This window comes from Vibrio sp. EJY3, assembly GCF_000241385.1.
GTDB classification, from domain to species: domain Bacteria; phylum Pseudomonadota; class Gammaproteobacteria; order Enterobacterales; family Vibrionaceae; genus Vibrio; species Vibrio natriegens.
Genome location: NC_016614.1, coordinates 1,373,561 through 1,390,816, shown reverse-complemented (window position 1 = coordinate 1,390,816; position 17,256 = coordinate 1,373,561). Strand labels below are relative to the sequence as shown.

Annotated in this window: 21 protein-coding genes; 11 read left to right on the top strand and 10 right to left on the bottom strand. The window is 46.0% G+C overall.

Annotation, left to right across the window (positions count from 1 at the left end):
* Positions 1-244 precede the first annotated feature (244 nt).
* Positions 245-859: a fumarylacetoacetate hydrolase family protein gene (locus tag VEJY3_RS22090; RefSeq protein ID WP_014234652.1), complete on the top strand. Its 615-nt coding sequence runs from the start codon at positions 245-247 to the stop codon at positions 857-859.
* Here VEJY3_RS22090 and VEJY3_RS22085 read toward each other — a convergent pair.
* From VEJY3_RS22085 to VEJY3_RS22075, 3 genes are all read right to left on the bottom strand, one after another.
* Positions 856-1,167, bottom strand: a complete 312-nt coding sequence (locus VEJY3_RS22085; protein WP_014234651.1) for an AzlD domain-containing protein — start codon at positions 1,165-1,167, stop codon at positions 856-858. The two genes, VEJY3_RS22090 and VEJY3_RS22085, sit on opposite strands and share 4 nt — an antisense overlap.
* Entirely contained in the window at positions 1,164-1,877 is a 714-nt protein-coding gene (locus tag VEJY3_RS22080) for an AzlC family ABC transporter permease (protein WP_014234650.1), read from the bottom strand. Before VEJY3_RS22080 ends, VEJY3_RS22085 begins: the two co-directional genes overlap by 4 nt.
* Before the next feature lie 84 nt (positions 1,878-1,961).
* Positions 1,962-2,789, bottom strand: coding sequence for an AraC family transcriptional regulator (locus VEJY3_RS22075; RefSeq protein WP_014234649.1), 828 nt, complete (start codon positions 2,787-2,789; stop codon positions 1,962-1,964).
* 245 nt (positions 2,790-3,034) lie between these two features.
* On the opposite strand from VEJY3_RS22075, the gene VEJY3_RS22070 reads away from it, so the two are divergent.
* Positions 3,035-3,667, top strand: coding sequence for a LysE family translocator (locus tag VEJY3_RS22070; RefSeq protein WP_014234648.1), 633 nt, complete (start codon positions 3,035-3,037; stop codon positions 3,665-3,667).
* 72 nt (positions 3,668-3,739) lie between these two features.
* Here VEJY3_RS22070 and VEJY3_RS22065 read toward each other — a convergent pair whose 3' ends face one another.
* Positions 3,740-5,434, bottom strand: coding sequence for a phospho-sugar mutase (locus tag VEJY3_RS22065; RefSeq protein ID WP_014234647.1), 1,695 nt, complete (start codon positions 5,432-5,434; stop codon positions 3,740-3,742).
* A gap of 313 nt (positions 5,435-5,747) precedes the next feature.
* Between VEJY3_RS22065 and coxB the strand changes: the two genes are divergently transcribed.
* The 4 genes from coxB to VEJY3_RS22045 are packed head-to-tail and all read left to right on the top strand — an operon-like array spanning position 5,748 to position 10,039.
* Positions 5,748-6,911: a cytochrome c oxidase subunit II gene (coxB, locus tag VEJY3_RS22060; protein ID WP_014234646.1), complete on the top strand. Its 1,164-nt coding sequence runs from the start codon at positions 5,748-5,750 to the stop codon at positions 6,909-6,911.
* Positions 6,908-8,548 (top strand): cytochrome c oxidase subunit I, encoded by a 1,641-nt coding sequence (gene ctaD, locus VEJY3_RS22055; protein WP_014234645.1) that lies wholly within the window; start codon positions 6,908-6,910, stop codon positions 8,546-8,548. Before coxB ends, ctaD begins: the two co-directional genes overlap by 4 nt.
* Before the next feature lie 15 nt (positions 8,549-8,563).
* A complete protein-coding gene (locus VEJY3_RS22050) occupies positions 8,564-9,106 on the top strand; it encodes a cytochrome c oxidase assembly protein (protein ID WP_014234644.1) in 543 nt (180 codons plus the stop codon).
* A 48-nt stretch (positions 9,107-9,154) separates the two neighbouring features.
* A complete protein-coding gene (locus tag VEJY3_RS22045) occupies positions 9,155-10,039 on the top strand; it encodes a cytochrome c oxidase subunit 3 (protein ID WP_014234643.1) in 885 nt (294 codons plus the stop codon).
* A gap of 14 nt (positions 10,040-10,053) precedes the next feature.
* On the opposite strand, the gene VEJY3_RS22040 is transcribed toward VEJY3_RS22045, so the two are convergent.
* Positions 10,054-10,290 carry a DUF2909 family protein gene (locus tag VEJY3_RS22040; RefSeq protein WP_014234642.1) on the bottom strand — a complete coding sequence of 79 codons (237 nt, stop codon included), beginning with the start codon at positions 10,288-10,290 and terminating at the stop codon, positions 10,054-10,056.
* Here VEJY3_RS22040 and VEJY3_RS22035 point away from each other — a divergent pair.
* Genes VEJY3_RS22035 through cyoE form a run of 4 tightly spaced genes read left to right on the top strand, consistent with a single transcriptional unit; the run spans position 10,289 to position 13,519 of the window.
* Entirely contained in the window at positions 10,289-11,056 is a 768-nt protein-coding gene (locus VEJY3_RS22035) for an SURF1 family protein (protein WP_014234641.1), read from the top strand. The genes VEJY3_RS22040 and VEJY3_RS22035 overlap by 2 nt on opposite strands.
* Positions 11,053-11,589 (top strand): hypothetical protein, encoded by a 537-nt coding sequence (locus VEJY3_RS22030; RefSeq protein WP_014234640.1) that lies wholly within the window; start codon positions 11,053-11,055, stop codon positions 11,587-11,589. The genes VEJY3_RS22035 and VEJY3_RS22030 overlap by 4 nt, the downstream gene beginning before the upstream one ends.
* Positions 11,590-11,598: 9 nt before the next feature.
* A complete protein-coding gene (locus VEJY3_RS22025; protein ID WP_014234639.1) occupies positions 11,599-12,618 on the top strand; it encodes a heme A synthase in 1,020 nt (339 codons plus the stop codon).
* Positions 12,611-13,519, top strand: a complete 909-nt coding sequence (gene cyoE, locus VEJY3_RS22020; protein WP_014234638.1) for a heme o synthase — start codon at positions 12,611-12,613, stop codon at positions 13,517-13,519. The genes VEJY3_RS22025 and cyoE overlap by 8 nt, the downstream gene beginning before the upstream one ends.
* A gap of 61 nt (positions 13,520-13,580) precedes the next feature.
* On the opposite strand, the gene VEJY3_RS22015 is transcribed toward cyoE, so the two are convergent.
* Both VEJY3_RS22015 and VEJY3_RS22010 read right to left on the bottom strand, forming a co-directional pair.
* A complete protein-coding gene (locus VEJY3_RS22015) occupies positions 13,581-14,054 on the bottom strand; it encodes an FKBP-type peptidyl-prolyl cis-trans isomerase (protein ID WP_014234637.1) in 474 nt (157 codons plus the stop codon).
* Between the two features lie 13 nt (positions 14,055-14,067).
* Entirely contained in the window at positions 14,068-14,700 is a 633-nt protein-coding gene (locus VEJY3_RS22010) for a thiol:disulfide interchange protein DsbA/DsbL (RefSeq protein WP_014234636.1), read from the bottom strand.
* Positions 14,701-14,975: 275 nt separating this feature from the next.
* Here VEJY3_RS22010 and VEJY3_RS26220 point away from each other — a divergent pair, with 275 nt between their 5' ends.
* The gene (locus tag VEJY3_RS26220; protein WP_014234635.1) at positions 14,976-15,599 is read left to right on the top strand and encodes an OmpA family protein; all 624 of its coding nucleotides are present in this window, start codon (positions 14,976-14,978) and stop codon (positions 15,597-15,599) included.
* An 84-nt stretch (positions 15,600-15,683) separates the two neighbouring features.
* On the opposite strand, the gene VEJY3_RS22000 is transcribed toward VEJY3_RS26220, so the two are convergent.
* The 3 genes from VEJY3_RS22000 to VEJY3_RS21990 form a co-directional block, all read right to left on the bottom strand.
* Positions 15,684-16,043, bottom strand: a complete 360-nt coding sequence (locus tag VEJY3_RS22000) for a glutaredoxin (RefSeq protein ID WP_014234634.1) — start codon at positions 16,041-16,043, stop codon at positions 15,684-15,686.
* 110 nt (positions 16,044-16,153) lie between these two features.
* Complete coding sequence (locus tag VEJY3_RS21995; RefSeq protein WP_014234633.1) at positions 16,154-16,696, bottom strand: hypothetical protein; 543 nt, start codon at positions 16,694-16,696, stop codon at positions 16,154-16,156.
* On the bottom strand, positions 16,683-17,228 hold the full coding sequence (locus tag VEJY3_RS21990; protein ID WP_014234632.1) for a YaeQ family protein: 546 nt from the start codon (positions 17,226-17,228) through the stop codon (positions 16,683-16,685). Before VEJY3_RS21990 ends, VEJY3_RS21995 begins: the two co-directional genes overlap by 14 nt.
* Between the last annotated feature and the right edge of the window lie 28 nt (positions 17,229-17,256).

The window sequence follows — 17,256 nt, the reverse complement described above, 5'->3', positions numbered from 1 at the left end:
ATTTCAGTTTTATTGCTAATAAATTGCTGACTTTTCTATATTTTAATCAATATCAGCACATCACTTTACTCAATATCCAAACATCGCCCTTCAAACTCAACAGCCTGAATCAAAAACGCTCTGCTTCAGATTGGTGACACAAAACTCAAAATAAGCCGAATTGCTTGATTTTAAAAAGCGGGTATGCGATCAAGTGTCGTTAACTCTTAGAATTTGTGTATGTTTTGTTTTGCAGGGACGAGCAATGGGTGAAATTCAGGTCGAAGAAAAGAAAGTTAAAGTGGGTAAAGTGCTGTGCGTAGGTCGAAACTATGTCGAGCACATACATGAGCTTGATAATGCGATACCAGAACAGATGGTGGTGTTTAATAAACCTTCCTCATCCATTTCTGCAACCTTGCATTCATTTCATCAAGAAACACTGCATTACGAAGCTGAAATCTGTTTTTTAGTTCAAAATGGTCAATACGCTGCGGTCGGTTTAGGGTTAGATCTAACTAAGCGCGGCTTACAATCGACTCTGAAAAAGCAGGGGCTACCTTGGGAACGAGCAAAGGCATTTGATGGCTCTGTTGTGTTCAGCCGTTTTGTACCTCTTGAAGGGATAGATATTAACGATCTGAATCTCGAACTTTTGATCAATTGTGTTCATGTACAAAAAGGGCACGTAAAGCAGATGCTATATCCTCCTTTTACTATTCTGGATGAACTGAGCAGCTACACCCGTTTAGAAGATGGTGATGTGGTCATGACGGGCACACCTAAAGGTGTTGGAGAAGTTCATCAAGGTGACGTTTTTCTCGGACGCCTAAAATGTGGCGACGTCACCTTGTTTGAAACTGAGTGGGTTGCTGATTAAAGCAGTACTCTTAGAAGGAGAAATGCGACCATACTTACAATCGTCGTCATTAACACGTTTTTGGTCAGATAAGCGATTAAAACGGCGATAATGGCGGCGAGCAAAAATGGATTTTGTAAGCTTAGTCCGAGTTCACCTTCCGGAATAAAAACAATAGGAGCCCAAATTGCTGTCAGCACTGCTGGGCTCGCGTAACTCAAAATCTTTTGCGTGCGTACGCCGAGTCGAATTGGCAGTTTAGGCTCAAGAAACAAGTATCGGCTGGTGAATACAAGCGCCGTCATCAGTAAGATCGATAACATAATCATGAGTTTTTCTCCGTAAACTGTTCCACAAAGTATCCGGTTAGCATTGCCAAAATGCTTGAAATCATCAGACTGCCTTCGACTTGGTAATAAGCAAGAGCGACGGAAGTTACCAATGCAATGACGACACTGGCCAGTACTGCTGCATTTTTTATGGTTGGTACGACGATCGCAATAAACGTCGCAGCCACTGCAAATTCAAGCCCCATTTCATTCAGCTCGGGGATCATACTTCCCGCCACGATGCCTGTTAACGTGGCCGCATTCCAAAAAAGGTAAAAACTTAAACCACCACCAAGTGCATACCACCGGTTAAACTGCTTGTCCGAGTGATGTCCAACAATGGCAAACAGCTCATCGGTGAGCAAAAATCCGAGTGAAAGACGCCACTTTAACGGAAGTGGTGAGATCTTACTGCGCATAGACACGCTATACAGAAAGTGTCTGGAAGTAATAAAGAAAGTCGTTAGCAACATGGTTGTTAATCCAGCCCCAGCTTTTATCATCCCCATCGCGACCAGTTGTGCGGAGCCTGCAAATAGGATTGCCGACAACGCTTGTCCTTCAAGCGGAGTGAGGCCGGTATCTATTGCAAATGAGCCCGCGAGCAGCCCCCAAGGAAGGACAGCAATGCTGAGTGGCATCATGGCTATCGTGCCTTGCCAAAACAGTGCGGCTTTTGATTGTGCTTCTAAAGGCAAAGTATTTTCCATTTTATTTTCTTATTTTTTCAGAGTTCAGGTTTAACCTGAAAGTAGCGTGAATATGATTCCACGCCTTGTACAAATTTGCTGAGATTAACAATAGCGAGCGTATTGGCCTGGTGTCACACCCATTGCTTTTTTAAAGTGACGATGTAAGTGGCTTTGGTCATGAAAACCACACTCTTGAGCGACATCAGAGATCTTCCCGCCTAGCTTTAGCAGTCTCTTCGCCATTCGTAAACGTTGCTGAATTTGAAAAGCATGGGGTGGGAAGCCAAACTGCTTTTGAAACTCTCTGAGCAAATGAAATGGGCTTAGCGCGGCAAGTTTGGCTAATTCTTCCAGCGAGACATCGGCTTGAGGAAAGTCCTCTAAAAACTCTTTCACTAATGTTACTTGTTTTTGTGCTTTGGTCGACTGCTGCAGTGGCGAGCGGTGGGTACTGTGTTTGCTCGCTAACTTGATGAGCGTGCCATACACCAGCGTTTCTCTCAGCAGTCGATTGTCCGACTTTTCTAATGTCTCAAATACCAGACGTAGCTGACCGGCGAGTTCCGGATCGTACACGACAGGTTGAGGAAAGTAGGGAAGGGCAATGTCAGGAGAAGCAAGCTCTTGCCCTAGAGTCTGAAACTGGTCCGGGACAGGGTACATGGCTTTGTACTCCCATCCCCCTTCTGAAGCCGAGTGGCCGCTATGCACTTCATCAGCGTTGATCAAAATGATGCTGTCTTGCGGCGCGATGTGGTTCCCCCCAGTACGGAAGAATTTTTGCGCGCCCTTTTCAATCACGCCGATGGTATAACCTTCGTGACTATGGCGAGAAAAATGCTGCTTTTCGTACTTCGCATCGAGCAATTCTAAGCCTCCGAGTTCTTGAGCAATCTTGAATGTCGCGATTTCCTTATTCTTTTTTTTCATGATGCCTCATTTACTCAGGAGTTCAGGCTGGAGAGTGTAACGGATCTATGGTGCTTATTTTTGTACAAAATTGCTATGTGTTTTAAAAACGGCTGGTTAGGTGCTAAAAGGTTAATAGGTTGCTAAATTATAACTTTGTGAATTAATGTATTGATTGACACCTTTATCGTGGAATATATCTATTGTTTTTTGTTGTCTCATTGATATATGATCCGCCTCCTTTTTTATTGCACTCATTTTCTTTCATGATTGATTTAGTTGTACTCCCTGTTTATCTGACTGCCGTTCTGGCGTTATTGATGTTGCCTGGTCCTGATATGTTACTGATTGCCAGTTCAAGTATGAGCTATGGCAAAAAAGTTGGGCTGTTTGCCAGCCTTGGCAATGCTACCTCAGGTGTCATTTTAACCCTGTTGGCTGCGATGGGCGTCTCCACGCTTGTCGCGATGAGTCCGGTTGCGCTAAAGGTGCTGCACTTGCTGGGCGGTGCTTACCTGCTAAAAATGGGGTGGGACTGTATGAGAGCGCAAGCTTCGTCGGCTCCAGAGCTTGATCAAATGAGTAAAATGGCGACGACCTATTATCAGCGCGCTTTGATGAGCAACTTACTCAACCCAAAAGCATTAGTGTTTTTTGTTATGTTCTTGCCGCAGTTTGTTTCCAGCAACATTACGGCCACATCGGGTGAGCAAATGCTAGCGCTTGGCTTGTTACTTAACGTTATGGGCCTTCTGTTTAATCTGTTACTTGTCGCGTTGGCTGGCAGTGTGGGTAAGGGGCTGATTGAAAATGACAAATTCCGCATGGTCCAACATAAATTAATGGGATTGGTGTTTGTGATATTAGCATTGTGGATGTTGAGCAGTTTCGTTCTGTAACCTTTCAAATGCGAAGAAAACAGCCAGCAATTATTGCTGGCTGTTTTTGTTTTTGCGTCTAGAGATTTTTACTTACAAGCTTTTTTGGTGGGCGTCGATAAGTTCATTCATCTTCGCTTCTGCAGCTTGCTGGGCTTGTTCATAGCTCATGTTGTCCGGAAAATCAGAGATGACTTCGTAGTAACATTTCAATTTAGGCTCAGTGCCTGAAGGACGAACGATCACGCGTGATTGGTCTTCGAGGTGGTAGATCAATACATCACTGGAAGGTAAATCGATCGCTTCTTCAGAGCCGTCGTCATACGTTTTTACGGATGTTTTTAAATCTTCTGTTATTGCTACTTTTTTCCCTGCGATATCTCTTGGTGGCGTTGCACGTAGCTTGTCACCGATAGGTGGCGATTTTGGACCCAAAGCAATACTGCGTTGTGCGTTGAAGTAAAATCCGTGCTGACGGTAAAGCGCTTCCAGTTTGTCCCATAGCGTTTGGCCTTGAGCTTTCAGTTTTCCTGTCAGCTGAGAGAAGGCAACGATCGCAGAGAGCCCATCTTTGTCCCAGACTTTATTACCAACTGTGTAACCCAGAGCCTCTTCGTAAGCGAATAAGAATGGGTGTTGCTCTGTTTCTTTCTCCATGGCGATGTTGGTCAGCCATTTAAAGCCCGTTAAGGTTTGGTAGTATTGTGCACCATGCGTTTTGGCAATGCTGCTTAATAGGCGAGAAGAGACGATGGTATTTCCCACCAGCGAGTTTGGTTGTTGCTCCAGCAGGTAATCACCAAATAGTGAGCCGACTTGGTCACCAGTGAGCATTTGATACTCACCATCAGGACGTTTAACCGCGACTGCAAAACGGTCTGCATCTGGGTCGTTAGCACAGGCGATATCGGCGTCTACTGATTTACCCAGAGCCATCACCATGTCCATTGCACCTGCTTCTTCTGGGTTAGGGAAGTTAACCGTTGGGAAGGTACCATCCGGCTCACGCTGCTCTGTTACACTCGCCACTTTCTTAAATCCGGCATCAGCCAAAAGCGTCTCTGCCATATCGGCACCGACACCATGCATGGCTGTGTAAGCGATAGAAATATCGGTGTTGGAATCTGGTGTGAGCAACGCATTTTCGTTCATGGTTTGGCGATAACTCTGGTAGTAGTCATCTTCCAGCCAAACCAGTAATCCCTGTTGTTTCGCATCGTCTAACGACATCAGCGGTAGAGGTTTGGTCGTTGCCAGGTCGATCTCAGCGGCAATCCCCGAGTCATGCGGTGGAATAATTTGCGCGCCATTCTCCCAGTAGACTTTAAAGCCATTATATTCCGGCGGGTTGTGACTTGCTGTTACGACAACGGCTGCGGCAGCGTTCAGTGTACGTACACCAAAGGCAACGATTGGCGTTGCAGCCACTTTATGAGTCAAATAAACCTTGATGCCAAGTGCGGTCAGTACAGATGCAGTATCGTGCGCAAACTGCTTTGAGTCTGGTCGACCATCGTATCCAATAACAACGCCGCGTGATGTTGCGTCTTGAACCTGGTCAATTAAGTAGTGGCCAAGTCCGGTTGCGGTTTCCTGAATAACGAGGCGGTTCATACGGTTTGGACCCGCGCCGACTTTTCCTCGTAATCCTGCGGTACCAAAAGCAAGGCGTGAACCAAATCGGTCGTTGATCTCTTGCTGATCATTTGTGTCGACGAGGTGTTGCAGCTCTTCACGAGTTTTAGGATCGGGGTCTCGTGCTAGCCATTGATCAATTATTGCGGTCATGTCTGTCTTTCCTTAGGTGTGGGGGCCTACCTGTTTCGACTTTACGTCATTAATTGCAATTAATGTAAATGGTTATCAATTTCAATTCAAAGAGGGCAATCGATAAACCGAATTTATTTTTTAATTATCGAACAAAATTTATTCGCATTTTATTTCTTGAAGAACTTTAGAACTATAACTAGCCTTTTAACATAAATATAACAAACCATGTTGAAATCGCAGTTTTTGCGATTTTTCGTAAATTTGTTCGATATTTGCATCGGGACGCAAGGAAGCTCGCGTAAGCGTAGCGGCTGAGCAGAGGAGAGATCTTTTGAAAAGATTAGCGACTACTCTTGCCTTAACACTGAATGTGATTTTAATCACATTCTCCTCTTATGGATGGTCAAAAGACAACGACTACAACATGACCAAAGGGGTCACAGCGATCAGTGAGCAAGTGTATGAATTGCATATGCTGATCTTCTATATTTGCTGTGCGATTGCCCTTGTGGTCTTTGGTGTCATGTTCTATTCCATCATTCGTCATCGCAAGTCAAAAGGAGCAGTTGCCGCTCATTTCCATGAAAGCACCAAAGTGGAAATTATTTGGACTGTTATCCCTATTATCATTCTTGTCGCAATGGCGATTCCCGCAACAAAAACTTTAGTTGCAATGGAAGATACCAGCCAATCGGATCTCACCATAAAAATCACTGGCTCTCAGTGGAAGTGGCATTACAACTATTTTGGTCAAGACGTCGAGTTCTTTAGTCTTCTTGCAACAAGTCAGAAGCAGATTGACGGAATCGAAGCCAAAGGCGCTCATTACTTACTTGAAGTGGATAACCCGCTTGTCCTTCCGGTTAATCGCAAAGTTCGTTTTCTCCTCACGTCAGACGATGTGATTCACTCATGGTGGGTACCTGATTTTGCAGTGAAGAAAGACACCGTACCTGGATTCATTAATGAAGCGTGGACAAGAATTGATGAGCCTGGCGTGTATCGAGGCCAATGCGCCGAGCTCTGTGGTCGTGCTCACGGGTTTATGCCGATTGTGGTACATGCGATGGAAGAGCAAGAGTTCGACCAATGGTTATCGGGTAAAAAAGAAGAATTAGCCCTTCAAAAAGCCGCCGCTCAAGAAGCATTAACCCAAGACTTGTCCATGGATGAGTTGATGGCAGAAGGTGAAGCGATTTACACCTCGCGTTGCGCAGTGTGTCATCAGGCGAATGGTGAAGGTATTCCAGGCGCATTTCCTGCAATTAAAGGCAGCCCTGTGGCCACAGGTAATGTAACTGAGCATATTGGAGTGGTTGTGAATGGTCGCGCGGGAACCGCGATGCAGTCTTTTGCCAACCAGTTAAGCGATAAAGAGATCGCAGCTGTCATAACCTACCAGAGAAATGCGTGGGGTAATGATACGGGCGATACCGTTCAAGCATCTGACGTCAATGCCTTTAAGGCACAAAAGAGTGCTAAGGAGGAAATATGAGTAAGCCAGCAGAAAAAGCGATAAAGTCTGCGCCGATTGAAGCGCAAACTTCGGCAAATTCAACCATTGCTCTTGATGATGATCATGATGTTCATCACGCGCCAAAAGGACTTACTCGCTGGTTGTATTCGACCAACCACAAAGACATCGGCACACTTTATCTCTGGTTTAGTTTCACCATGTTCCTGACCGGTGGTGCGATGGCGATGGTCATTCGCGCAGAGCTGTTTCAACCAGGCTTACAATTGGTAGAACCTGAGTTTTTCAACCAGATGACGACAGTTCATGGCTTAGTTATGGTCTTTGGTGCGGTGATGCCTGCCTTTACGGGCTTAGCGAACTGGATGATACCGATGATGATTGGTGCGCCAGACATGGCATTACCGCGCATGAATAACTTGAGCTTTTGGATCTTGCCTTTTGCGTTTCTCATCCTACTAAGCTCACTGTTTTTACCGGGCGGTGGACCTAACTTTGGCTGGACATTCTACGCGCCGCTTTCAACCACATATGGCCCCGACAGTACTGCGTTGTTTGTATTCTCTGTACACATCATGGGTATTAGCTCAATCATGGGGGCGATCAATGTCATCGTAACCATCGTGAATATGCGTGCACCGGGCATGACCTGGTTCAAAATGCCGATGTTTGTTTGGACATGGCTGATCACTGCATTCTTGCTTATCGCCGTTATGCCTGTTTTGGCTGGCGCGGTAACCATGGTTCTTACCGATAAGTACTTTGGCACCAGTTTCTTTGATGCGGCAGGTGGGGGTGATCCGGTCATGTTCCAGCATATTTTCTGGTTCTTTGGTCATCCAGAAGTGTACATCATGATCCTCCCGTCCTTTGGTATTGTCTCAGCGATCATTCCTGCGTTCAGTGGTAAGAAGTTATTTGGTTACCATTCTATGGTGTACGCGACGTGCAGTATCGCGCTGCTTTCTTTCCTTGTGTGGGCTCACCATATGTTTACCACAGGGATGCCGGTGTTTGCCGAAATATTCTTTATGTATTGCACCATGCTTATCGCAGTGCCAACCGGGGTGAAAGTGTTTAACTGGGTTGCGACCATGTGGCGCGGTGCACTGACGTTCGAAACACCAATGCTGTTTGCGATTGCGTTTATCGTCCTATTCACTATTGGTGGGTTCTCTGGGCTAATGCTCGCGATTGTGCCTGCCGATTTCCAATATCACGATACCTATTTTGTGGTTGCGCACTTCCATTACGTTCTGGTTTCCGGGGCAGTCTTCTCCATTATGGCGGCGGCTTATTATTGGCTTCCGAAATGGACGGGTAACATGTATGACCACAAGTTAAGTTTGTGGCATTTCTGGTGCTCGCTCATTTCCGTCAATGTGTTGTTCTTCCCTATGCACTTCTTAGGGCTAGCTGGCATGCCGCGACGAATCCCTGATTACTCCATCCAGTTTGCTGATGTAAACCAAATCGTCTCTATTGGTGGCTTCGCCTTCGGCCTTTCTCAACTGATTTTCTTATGGGTAGTCATCAAGTGTATTCGTGGTGGTGAGAAAGCAACCGCGAAACCTTGGGAGCGAGCAGAAGGGCTGGAATGGACAGTGCCAAGTCCTGCGCCGCACCATACTTTCACGACACCTCCTAAAGTCGATTAAATGTAGGAGGCAAGCGTGACTCAATCTAATCCATCGAATAAGAAACTGACCATCAAGCTACTGATAGCCACAGTGCTGATGTTTGGCTTTGGATTTGCTTTGGTCCCCTTGTACGACGTGATGTGCGATGCGTTGGGCATTAACGGCAAAACTAATGATGTGGCCGCCATTCAGCCCACAGGCATGGAACCGGACATGAGCCGTACGATTCGAGTGGAATTTATGGCGCACGTCAATCCGGATATGCCATGGGAATTTAGACCCAAAGTCATTTCTATGGATGTTCATCCCGGTCAGGTCATACAAACTGAATACCTTGCGTTTAACGAGAGCGGACGCAAATTGGTAGGGCAGGCTGTTCCGTCTGTGTCGCCAGGTAATGGTGCGGCTTACTTTAATAAGATTGAGTGCTTTTGCTTCAACCAGCAGCCGTTGGAAGGCAATCAACACGCACAAATGCCACTGATTTTTTACATTGAGCCTGATATTCCCGACTCAATAAATACGTTAACGCTGTCTTACACACTCTACAAACTGCCTCCACAGGAAGGGAGTTAGCCTCTCATAGAGAGCGCAGACCAATTAACGTCTGTAAGGAGAGAACTTATGAGTAATAAACCTGGGACTTATTACGTTCCTGCTCAAAGCAGCTGGCCAATTCTTGGCGCGTTTGCTCTGTTCTTAGTCGCTGTCGGTGCAGGTATGACCGTACAGGGGACTCAAAGTGAAGGTCCGGTCGGATCGATTGGTCGTGTTGTTTTGGCCGCGGGATTTCTGTTTCTGCTGTACATGTTAGCGGGCTGGTTTAGTAACGTGATTACCGAGTCGCTGACCGGTAAGTACAGCTCTCAAATTACTCGCTCTTTTCGTCAGGGGATGAGTTGGTTCATTTTCTCAGAGGTGATGTTCTTTGGCGCATTTTTTGGTGCGCTGTTCTACGCAAGAATGGTCGCCGTCCCATGGTTGGGTGGGGCGGACAATAACTTCATGACCAATGAAGTTCTCTGGCCCAATTTTGAAGCGATGTGGCCACTGACAACTACGCCTAGTGGCGAAACCACTCAAGCGATGCCGTGGCAAGGCATTCCGCTCACCAATACCATCATTCTTCTGCTCTCTTCCATAACATTGCATATGGCCCACATCAGTTTGGAGCAAAACAAACGTACTGCGCTGATTGTCTGGCTGGAAATCACCATTGTGCTGGCGGGCTTCTTCCTATTTTACCAAGCGGAAGAGTACATCCATGCTTATCAGGAAATGGGACTGACTTTGCAGTCCGGGGTTTACGGTAATACTTTCTTTATGCTGACGGGTTTCCACGGCATGCACGTTTGTCTTGGAACGATTTTCTTAATCGTATTGCTGTTCAGAATCGCGAAGGATCACTTTTCTCCAAACAACCATTTTGCCTTTCAGGCGGGCAGTTGGTATTGGCACTTTGTTGATGTGGTTTGGTTGTGCCTGTTTGTCTTCGTTTACGTGCTTTAACGCCCCACCTGAAGCTAGTAAGGGCGAGGGTTAGGGTCTATCCATCCAGACGTCAGTGCGATAAGGAGCAGGATAACAACTAGCGCAGAAAACATGACTCGTCGGCCCAAATAGTGACTCATGGGTTTATGGTCACGGTCGGGATTATCAGGATCTTCACGAACCATTTCGATAAGGGCTTTGGCGAGGTTGAATATGATGAATAGCAGCAAAAGGATGAGCGTCAATTTGAACAAGAATACGGTGGACATGGAACCTCCGGTTTCAACACTACTTTTATCGAAGCGGTTTTGGGGTGCGGTTTGTTTAACTGTGGCTGTGTTTTCTCTGTTGGTCAAACTGGGCTTTTGGCAATTAGAGAGAGGCGAGGAGAAACAAGCCCTTGAGCAGACCATTCTCTCGCGTTCTGACCAGCCTTATCAGGCAATGCATGTCGTACTCGATAACAATGATTGGCGTGAAGAAAGTGTCATTGGCGTTAAGGTCGAGGCGCAAGTGACCCCTGAACCTTTGCCTGTGATTTTGTTGGACAACCAAACCTACAACGGAAAAGTGGGTTATCTGGCGTATCAGGTGGTTTCTGTTAGCCAGCAACAGAACATATTGGCACTTATGGAACTGGGTTTTGTGGAGGGAGAGCGCTCCCGCTCTGAACTGCCAGTTGTCAAAGAGTTAGAGACGCCAGCTATGGTGACAGGGCGTTTGTACCGCAAATCAATGAACCCTTTGAGTTCCGAGTTGATGCCCGAGCTGGGCGATGCCATTCGAGTGCAAAATCTTAATATCTCTCAATTGAACGAGATGATGAATGTCGAGTTAATGCCAGCGGTTTTGCAGCCAGATAATTTAGAAAACTGGCCATATGATTTCCCGTGGAACCCGTTACCACTAACAAGTGCTAAACATTTTGGCTACTCCGTACAATGGTTTGTCATGGCAGGTGTCTTTCTCCTACTGACTGTCGTGGTCTTTATTCGTTGGTTAAGAGCGGTTTCATCACATGGAGGTGAAAAATGACTTCGAAAGTAACAAGAGGGCGTTTAGTTCTGATCTCGTTAGTGTGTTTGTTCGCTCTACCTGCGTTAATTGCAAAGTTGATCTTGAGTCAGGGTTGGTATCAGAGTGGCGTGACTAACCGAGGTAAACTCATTGAACCTTACACTACGCTCGAACAGTTAGGTCAAACAGCCCCGCAAACGCTACATGGTTGGCAATTGGCGTATGTGGTGCCCAATCATTGTGAGCAGCAGTGCCAACAACAGTTGCATCTGCTTAAACAAAGTCATATCGCCTTAGGAAAATATCAAGAACGTGTTGTGCCTGTGCTTTGGACATTGGAATCGTCAGACTCGGTAGATACATCGATGGAGAGGATGGTCATAAACGCGTCTGTGGCAGAAAAAGTTGAACAAGGGCAAGTGGTCATCGTTGACCCGTTGGGGCAGTTAGTCATGTCCTACACACCAAAGCAAAACGAAGATTTGGTTAAGCTTAGCAAGGATATGCTGGCTGATTTGCGCAAACTGCTTAAGTTGTCCCGAGTGGGATAGGGGGAAACCATGACACTAATTCGACTAGTGAGAATCAGCTTGTGTCTTACACTGGTGGTGATCATGCTCGGTGCTTATACCCGTTTGTCCGATGCTGGTCTAGGCTGCCCTGACTGGCCGGGTTGCTATGGTCATTTGTCGGTTCCTCATCACGAAGATGATGTCGCAAGAGCCAACTTGAATTTTCCTGATCGTGTGGTTGAACATGAAAAAGCGTGGCTGGAGATGATCCATCGTTATTTCGCCGGAACGCTTGGGATTGTGATTTTTGTTATGGCTGTTCTCGCATCACGTTCAGATCGCGTTAATGCTTCGATACCTTTTATGCTCTGTCTGCTGGTGGTAGGGCAGGCAATGTTGGGGATGTGGACCGTTACGCTCAAATTGATGCCGGTAGTCGTAATGCTTCATTTACTCGGTGGTTTTACGTTGTTGGCGCTGCAAGCGGTATTTCATTGTCAGCTTAAGGCGCAAGGCAATCTCTATTTTTCACCCTCCACCAATACGGTGCGTTTATTCTCTATGGTCGCATTTGCAGTGGTGCTCTTGCAGGTGCTGCTGGGCGGTTGGACTTCTTCAAACTATGCCGCTTTGATGTGTACCACATTGCCCATTTGTGAAGGCGATTGGATGAGTTACCTATCCTGGAAAGAAGCATTTTCATTGTGGCAAGCCGGATTCGAAAATTACGAATTTGGTGTTTTGGAATATCCAGCCAGAATGACCATACACGTGAGCCATCGAATTGGAGCCATTGTGACGGCGCTGGTGGTTACATCGTATTGCGTACTTTTGTTCAAACAAGACTCTCATTACTCTCGGGCGTCAGGCCTGTGGATTGGCATTGTGCTTATCTGCCAAATCATACTCGGCGTAAGCAATGTCGTGTTTCAGTTGCCTATCTACGTCGCAGTGGCCCACACACTGGGCGCTGCAATTATGTTGAGCCTGATTTGTGTGAGTCAATTCTACTTGTGGCAAGGAAAAACACAGTGGAGTCATCAAGCGAAAGGAGTTCGCTATGAATAAAGAAATTGCATTGTCTTTAGAGGGACAAAAGCGAATTGGTTCTACTTACCTAAAACTCACCAAGCCAAAAGTGGTCGCACTCATGCTGGTGACCGCTGTTGTTGGTATGAGCCTGGCGCCTGTGGCTGTTTTCCCTTGGCTACAAGCTGCGATAGGGCTAATCGGGATCGGTTTGATGGCAGGTTCTGCTGCGGCATTTAATCATTTGATCGACCGTCATATAGACGCGCGAATGGCTCGTACTCATAAGCGCCCGTTGCCCTCTGGGGACACCAACCCGAAGTCTGTGGTGACATTTGCCATTTGTTTAGGCGGAGTAGGGTTTGTTCTGCTGTACGCTTGGGTAAACCCGTTGACCGCATGGATGACATTATTGAGTTTGCTTGGCTATGCGGTTGTCTACACCATGTATCTCAAGCGGGCTACGCCACAAAATATTGTGATAGCCGGCATAGCTGGTGCGATGCCACCACTATTAGGATGGACAGCGGTAACTGGCGAATTGCACGGTAATGCATGGCTTTTGGTGATGATTATATTCATCTGGACGCCGCCCCATTTTTGGGCTCTGGCGATTCACCGAGTGGAAGAATATCGTAAAGTGGATATCCCTATGCTTCCTGTCACGCATGGGATCGAATACACCAAAACCTCAATTCTGTTGTATTCCGTACTGCTTACTTTGGTATGTGTGATGCCAGTGCTGGTTGGTATGGTCGGCTTTATTTATCTATTTACCTCACTTCTGCTTAACGCCGGATTTATTTACCACGCTTGGAAGCTGAAGTTTGCACCGGAAGAACGGAGCGCGATAGAAACCTTTAAGTTTTCTATCTATCATCTTTTTGTGTTGTTTATCGCTTTACTTGCAGATCACAACCTCAATTTATCAATGATGTGAACCTTTGTGACATTCTGAATAGAAAAACGCCGGATTGTAGTCATCCGGCGTTTTTAATTTTTTATTGAATTTCTAGCAACTCAATATCAAAGATCAGCACACTTGCTGGTGGAATTGGACCCGAACCACCTTTGCCGTAACCGAGAGTGCTTGGTACGAACAGGCGAATCTTCTCACCTTCTACCATGTACTGAACACCCTCTTGCCAGCCTTTAATCACTTGGTTCAGACCGAATGAGATAGGCTCGCCGCGGTTTACTGAACTATCGAATACCGAACCATCAATCAGTGTGCCATGGTAATGCACTTTTACTTTGCTTGTTGCTGTTGGGTGAACGTCACCCGTACCTTTCTCTAGCACCATATATTGCAGGCCACTTTCTGTTGTGATGACCCCGTCTTTCTTGGCGTTCTCTAGTAGGAATGCTTGTCCCTTGGCAAAGTTTTCATCGGCCACTTTATGGTTTGTCCAAGTGCGATAAATGAAAAATGCCGCCAGAACAAAAATAATAATAGGAAACAAAAATTTAGACACGTTGGCTCCTTGTCTATTTAGGTTGCTTTAGTAAGTAGTTAATTGTTTCAGCCATAGCTTCAATACTGTCATGACCGCCGCTAATCACCTGATATTTACCGTTGACGATAAAGGTTGGCACTGAGTTGATTTGCCCTTTAGTCGTAATTGCATCAGCATTGTTTATGTACTCGAAAAGCTGTTTTTGCTGTGCTTCGTCAAGTTGATAAGGGCTGATAAGATTACGAGATTCAAACGCTTTTTCTACCGCTGCTTGGCGTTCATCAGCGGTGGCTTCAGGTGCCATTTGAACCGCAGCAAACAGGTCAGCCATAAATGCCTTATCTGGAGTCGCCTCTAGCTGCATTACCGCCGTATAGAAAATGATAGCGCTGATCTGAGCACTTTCGTTAAACGTAACATGCACTTTTTCAACGTCTTGCTCAGTCAGAGACTCCAGTTGAGGGACAAACTCTTCCATCGAGCGACAGTGACCGCAGGTCAGAGAAAAAGCTTCGGTAACAGGAGCGAGTTGGTACTCCTGAAGTGAGGCTGGCAGCACTTCATACTGTTTGCCTTGTAGCGGCTGTGAATTGCCGTTGTCACATGCTGTGAGTGCTGTCACCGCGGCAAAAAAAGCAAATCCTTTCAAAATGTTTTTGAACATATTAACGCTCGATTGAGAAATTTTCGCTAGTTTATCGGTTAACGATGACGACTAAAACCATTAAAACCGATTGTTACACTAAAGTGAGATGATAATGCCCAAATAGAAATCAAACTCGCTGCTAAAAGCATCATATGGCTGGCACGAACAGTGCATTTGTTTCGATGTTTTAATGTCATTTGACGTTATGCCTGATATTGAACTGACGAAAGCGCTAAAGACAATGCGTATTGAGTCGACATAATGAATAAGAGTTTTTCTACGTTGGGAACGGTATGAAGCAGTGGTTTTTAATTGTTTGTGGCATTCTTGGAGGGTGTGGCAGTATCAGTCAAGACATAGTGCCTGGTGGGAACATGTTAGATACAGCCCCGAAGACGAACACAGAGCTAAGACACCCTGAGTGGGGGTATGGTAATTCATCGAGTGTCATGAACATCGCTGTTCAGCCGACTACGAACGCTGCTGTGGACGAATCCTATTCCATAACTTCACTGGAGATGTTTTTAGATCGGCACAATATTGCCCATGAAACCATCAGTGGGGGACACTTGATGGTACGCTTGAAAGATCAAGTTCACTTTCAGACTGGTTCTGCTCAATTATCTGCACAATCTCAAGGTTGGCTGAGCAGTCTAGGGCACTATCTGGCAGGACGTACTGATGTTGACGTGGTGATCGATGGGCATGCGGACAGCACCGGGGCGGCAAGTTTTAATGACACATTGTCCGAACGACGAGCTCGCGAAGTTGAAAAGCAGTTGCTGGCAACCAGTATTCCACGTCAAAGAGTTTTCTCGCGTGGGTTTGGTGAGCATGCTCCCCAATGCAGCAATGCGACCGCCAGCGGAAAAGCATGTAATCGCCGTGTGGAACTGATGCTGATCGTCAGCGACTAATCGTCGTTATTTGTTCTGATAAATAGAAAAGAGGCACCAATTGATTGGTGCCTCTTTTACATCCGCCAATGTTCTTAGGGGGAACTAGGCAAATTCTTTTTCAATATGTGCGACGATGTCTGAAGACTCGTAAAGCCATTGTGTCTCACCATCTTTTTCGATTCGAAGACAAGGAACTTTAATTCTACCGCCACCTTGCTCGAGATCTTGGCGATGAGCAGGGTCGTTCTTCGCGTCACGTAGTTCGATTTTTACCGACTGTCGTTTCATTGCACGGCGAACTTTCACGCAGAAAGGACAAGCTTCAAACTGATAAAGCGCATATTGCTTCGCTTTGTCGTCAACGCTCATTTGTTCATTAGCATCGCGCTTGATTCCACGAGGTGAAAAAACAGCGTTAAGCAATAATATGATTTTTCCTAAAAACCAACGAATAAACTTCATAATGAGTCCCTGATGTTCAAAGGATGATGTCCTTTACGAATACAATTACGACAAGTGCCGCGCCGGAGACGCAGTCTATCAGTTGTTTACTGTAGATAAAACCATGCTTTTCATATGGAAAAGAGTCGTTTGAACCAACCTAAAAAGCCGCCACTTTTGGCTGGATTTGCTTCTCGTCCCAAATAAAAGCTACGCATCAACTCGGTTCTAAACGCGTCGACATCAATACGTTGAATCACCAGTACATGTTGGAGCGTGTTCTGAGTTTGCTCTGCATGATCGTGAGCCAGGCTGAAATCCATATTCAGATACCCTTGCGTAAAGAGCCACAGGTGGGTAATCAGAATAAGGTCTTCAGCAGATTGATTGGTGAACTTGCTCGCGTGTTCGTCACCCACTGACTCACTGATCGCTATCTGCATTTGTTGGCTAGCGTGCGCGTTTTGCTCGTAGCTAGCACTAGCTTCAATGTGAGATTTAGTTAGCAATCCCAGCAGATGAAGTGCTGGGGCTGTTGATGGCTTATTCTCACACACTCTAGTGAATAGCGCGTTCTGTTCGTCCAGCCAACGTTTCTTTGCCGTCTTATGCTCGGTTACAAAGGGAATCGTTTTGAATCCCATCTCTTGAAACAGTGTATTAAGTGGCGTCATGACTTTGCAGTTCCCTCACCGTTACTTCGATATGTTGATCGTTAATATCAACAAATATAGACGTACCAGTGATCATAACAGAAAGGCTTGCGCCACGGTCAAGGTGCTGACAAATTGTGTCAATGGAGTCGTAGTCAAAACTTTCTACGCTTACCGGAAGCATGGAAAACTTGCCTGATACTTTCTCCCACCATACCGAAGCCTTAGTGTTATAGCTGTAGACTTTGACTTGCTTTGAAAGGCGAGTGGCTTTTTTGATTCGATCTGCGTCTGGTTCACCGATTTCAATCCAGTGAGTGATGCTTTGATCGTCTTCGATGTGCCAAAGGTCAGGCTCTTCAATGGTTGATAACCCTTTTGTAAACTCTAAATCGCTCGTCGCATTGAGGCAATAAGCCAAGACGCGGGCGATCATACGTTGTGGTTTTTCCGAGGGATGAAGAGCGATGGTCAGTTTGTGCGAATTATAATAATCGTTGTTCATATCGGAAATATCGATACGAAACTTATAAATGGTTGGTTTTAGCGCCATGTTGTTATCGGTGACCGGAGAGAAAATT

Bases quoted from the DNA above. Each gene is read 5' to 3' on its own strand.
- VEJY3_RS21995 (WP_014234633.1), bottom strand. From the start codon at position 16,696: ATGACGCCACTTAATACACTGTTTCAAGAGATGGGATTCAAAACGATT.
- VEJY3_RS21990 (WP_014234632.1), bottom strand. From the start codon at position 17,228: ATGGCGCTAAAACCAACCATTTATAAGTTTCGTATCGATATTTCCGAT.
- VEJY3_RS22000 (WP_014234634.1), bottom strand. From the start codon at position 16,043: ATGAAGTTTATTCGTTGGTTTTTAGGAAAAATCATATTATTGCTTAAC.
- VEJY3_RS22085 (WP_014234651.1), bottom strand. From the start codon at position 1,167: ATGATTATGTTATCGATCTTACTGATGACGGCGCTTGTATTCACCAGC.
- VEJY3_RS22030 (WP_014234640.1), top strand. From the start codon at position 11,053: ATGACTTCGAAAGTAACAAGAGGGCGTTTAGTTCTGATCTCGTTAGTG.
- VEJY3_RS22075 (WP_014234649.1), bottom strand. From the start codon at position 2,789: ATGAAAAAAAAGAATAAGGAAATCGCGACATTCAAGATTGCTCAAGAA.
- VEJY3_RS22040 (WP_014234642.1), bottom strand. From the start codon at position 10,290: ATGTCCACCGTATTCTTGTTCAAATTGACGCTCATCCTTTTGCTGCTA.
- VEJY3_RS22035 (WP_014234641.1), top strand. From the start codon at position 10,289: ATGGAACCTCCGGTTTCAACACTACTTTTATCGAAGCGGTTTTGGGGT.
- VEJY3_RS22045 (WP_014234643.1), top strand. From the start codon at position 9,155: ATGAGTAATAAACCTGGGACTTATTACGTTCCTGCTCAAAGCAGCTGG.
- VEJY3_RS22090 (WP_014234652.1), top strand. From the start codon at position 245: ATGGGTGAAATTCAGGTCGAAGAAAAGAAAGTTAAAGTGGGTAAAGTG.
- VEJY3_RS26220 (WP_014234635.1), top strand. From the start codon at position 14,976: ATGAAGCAGTGGTTTTTAATTGTTTGTGGCATTCTTGGAGGGTGTGGC.
- VEJY3_RS22070 (WP_014234648.1), top strand. From the start codon at position 3,035: ATGATTGATTTAGTTGTACTCCCTGTTTATCTGACTGCCGTTCTGGCG.
- VEJY3_RS22080 (WP_014234650.1), bottom strand. From the start codon at position 1,877: ATGGAAAATACTTTGCCTTTAGAAGCACAATCAAAAGCCGCACTGTTT.
- VEJY3_RS22065 (WP_014234647.1), bottom strand. From the start codon at position 5,434: ATGACCGCAATAATTGATCAATGGCTAGCACGAGACCCCGATCCTAAA.
- VEJY3_RS22010 (WP_014234636.1), bottom strand. From the start codon at position 14,700: ATGTTCAAAAACATTTTGAAAGGATTTGCTTTTTTTGCCGCGGTGACA.
- cyoE (WP_014234638.1), top strand. From the start codon at position 12,611: ATGAATAAAGAAATTGCATTGTCTTTAGAGGGACAAAAGCGAATTGGT.
- VEJY3_RS22025 (WP_014234639.1), top strand. From the start codon at position 11,599: ATGACACTAATTCGACTAGTGAGAATCAGCTTGTGTCTTACACTGGTG.
- ctaD (WP_014234645.1), top strand. From the start codon at position 6,908: ATGAGTAAGCCAGCAGAAAAAGCGATAAAGTCTGCGCCGATTGAAGCG.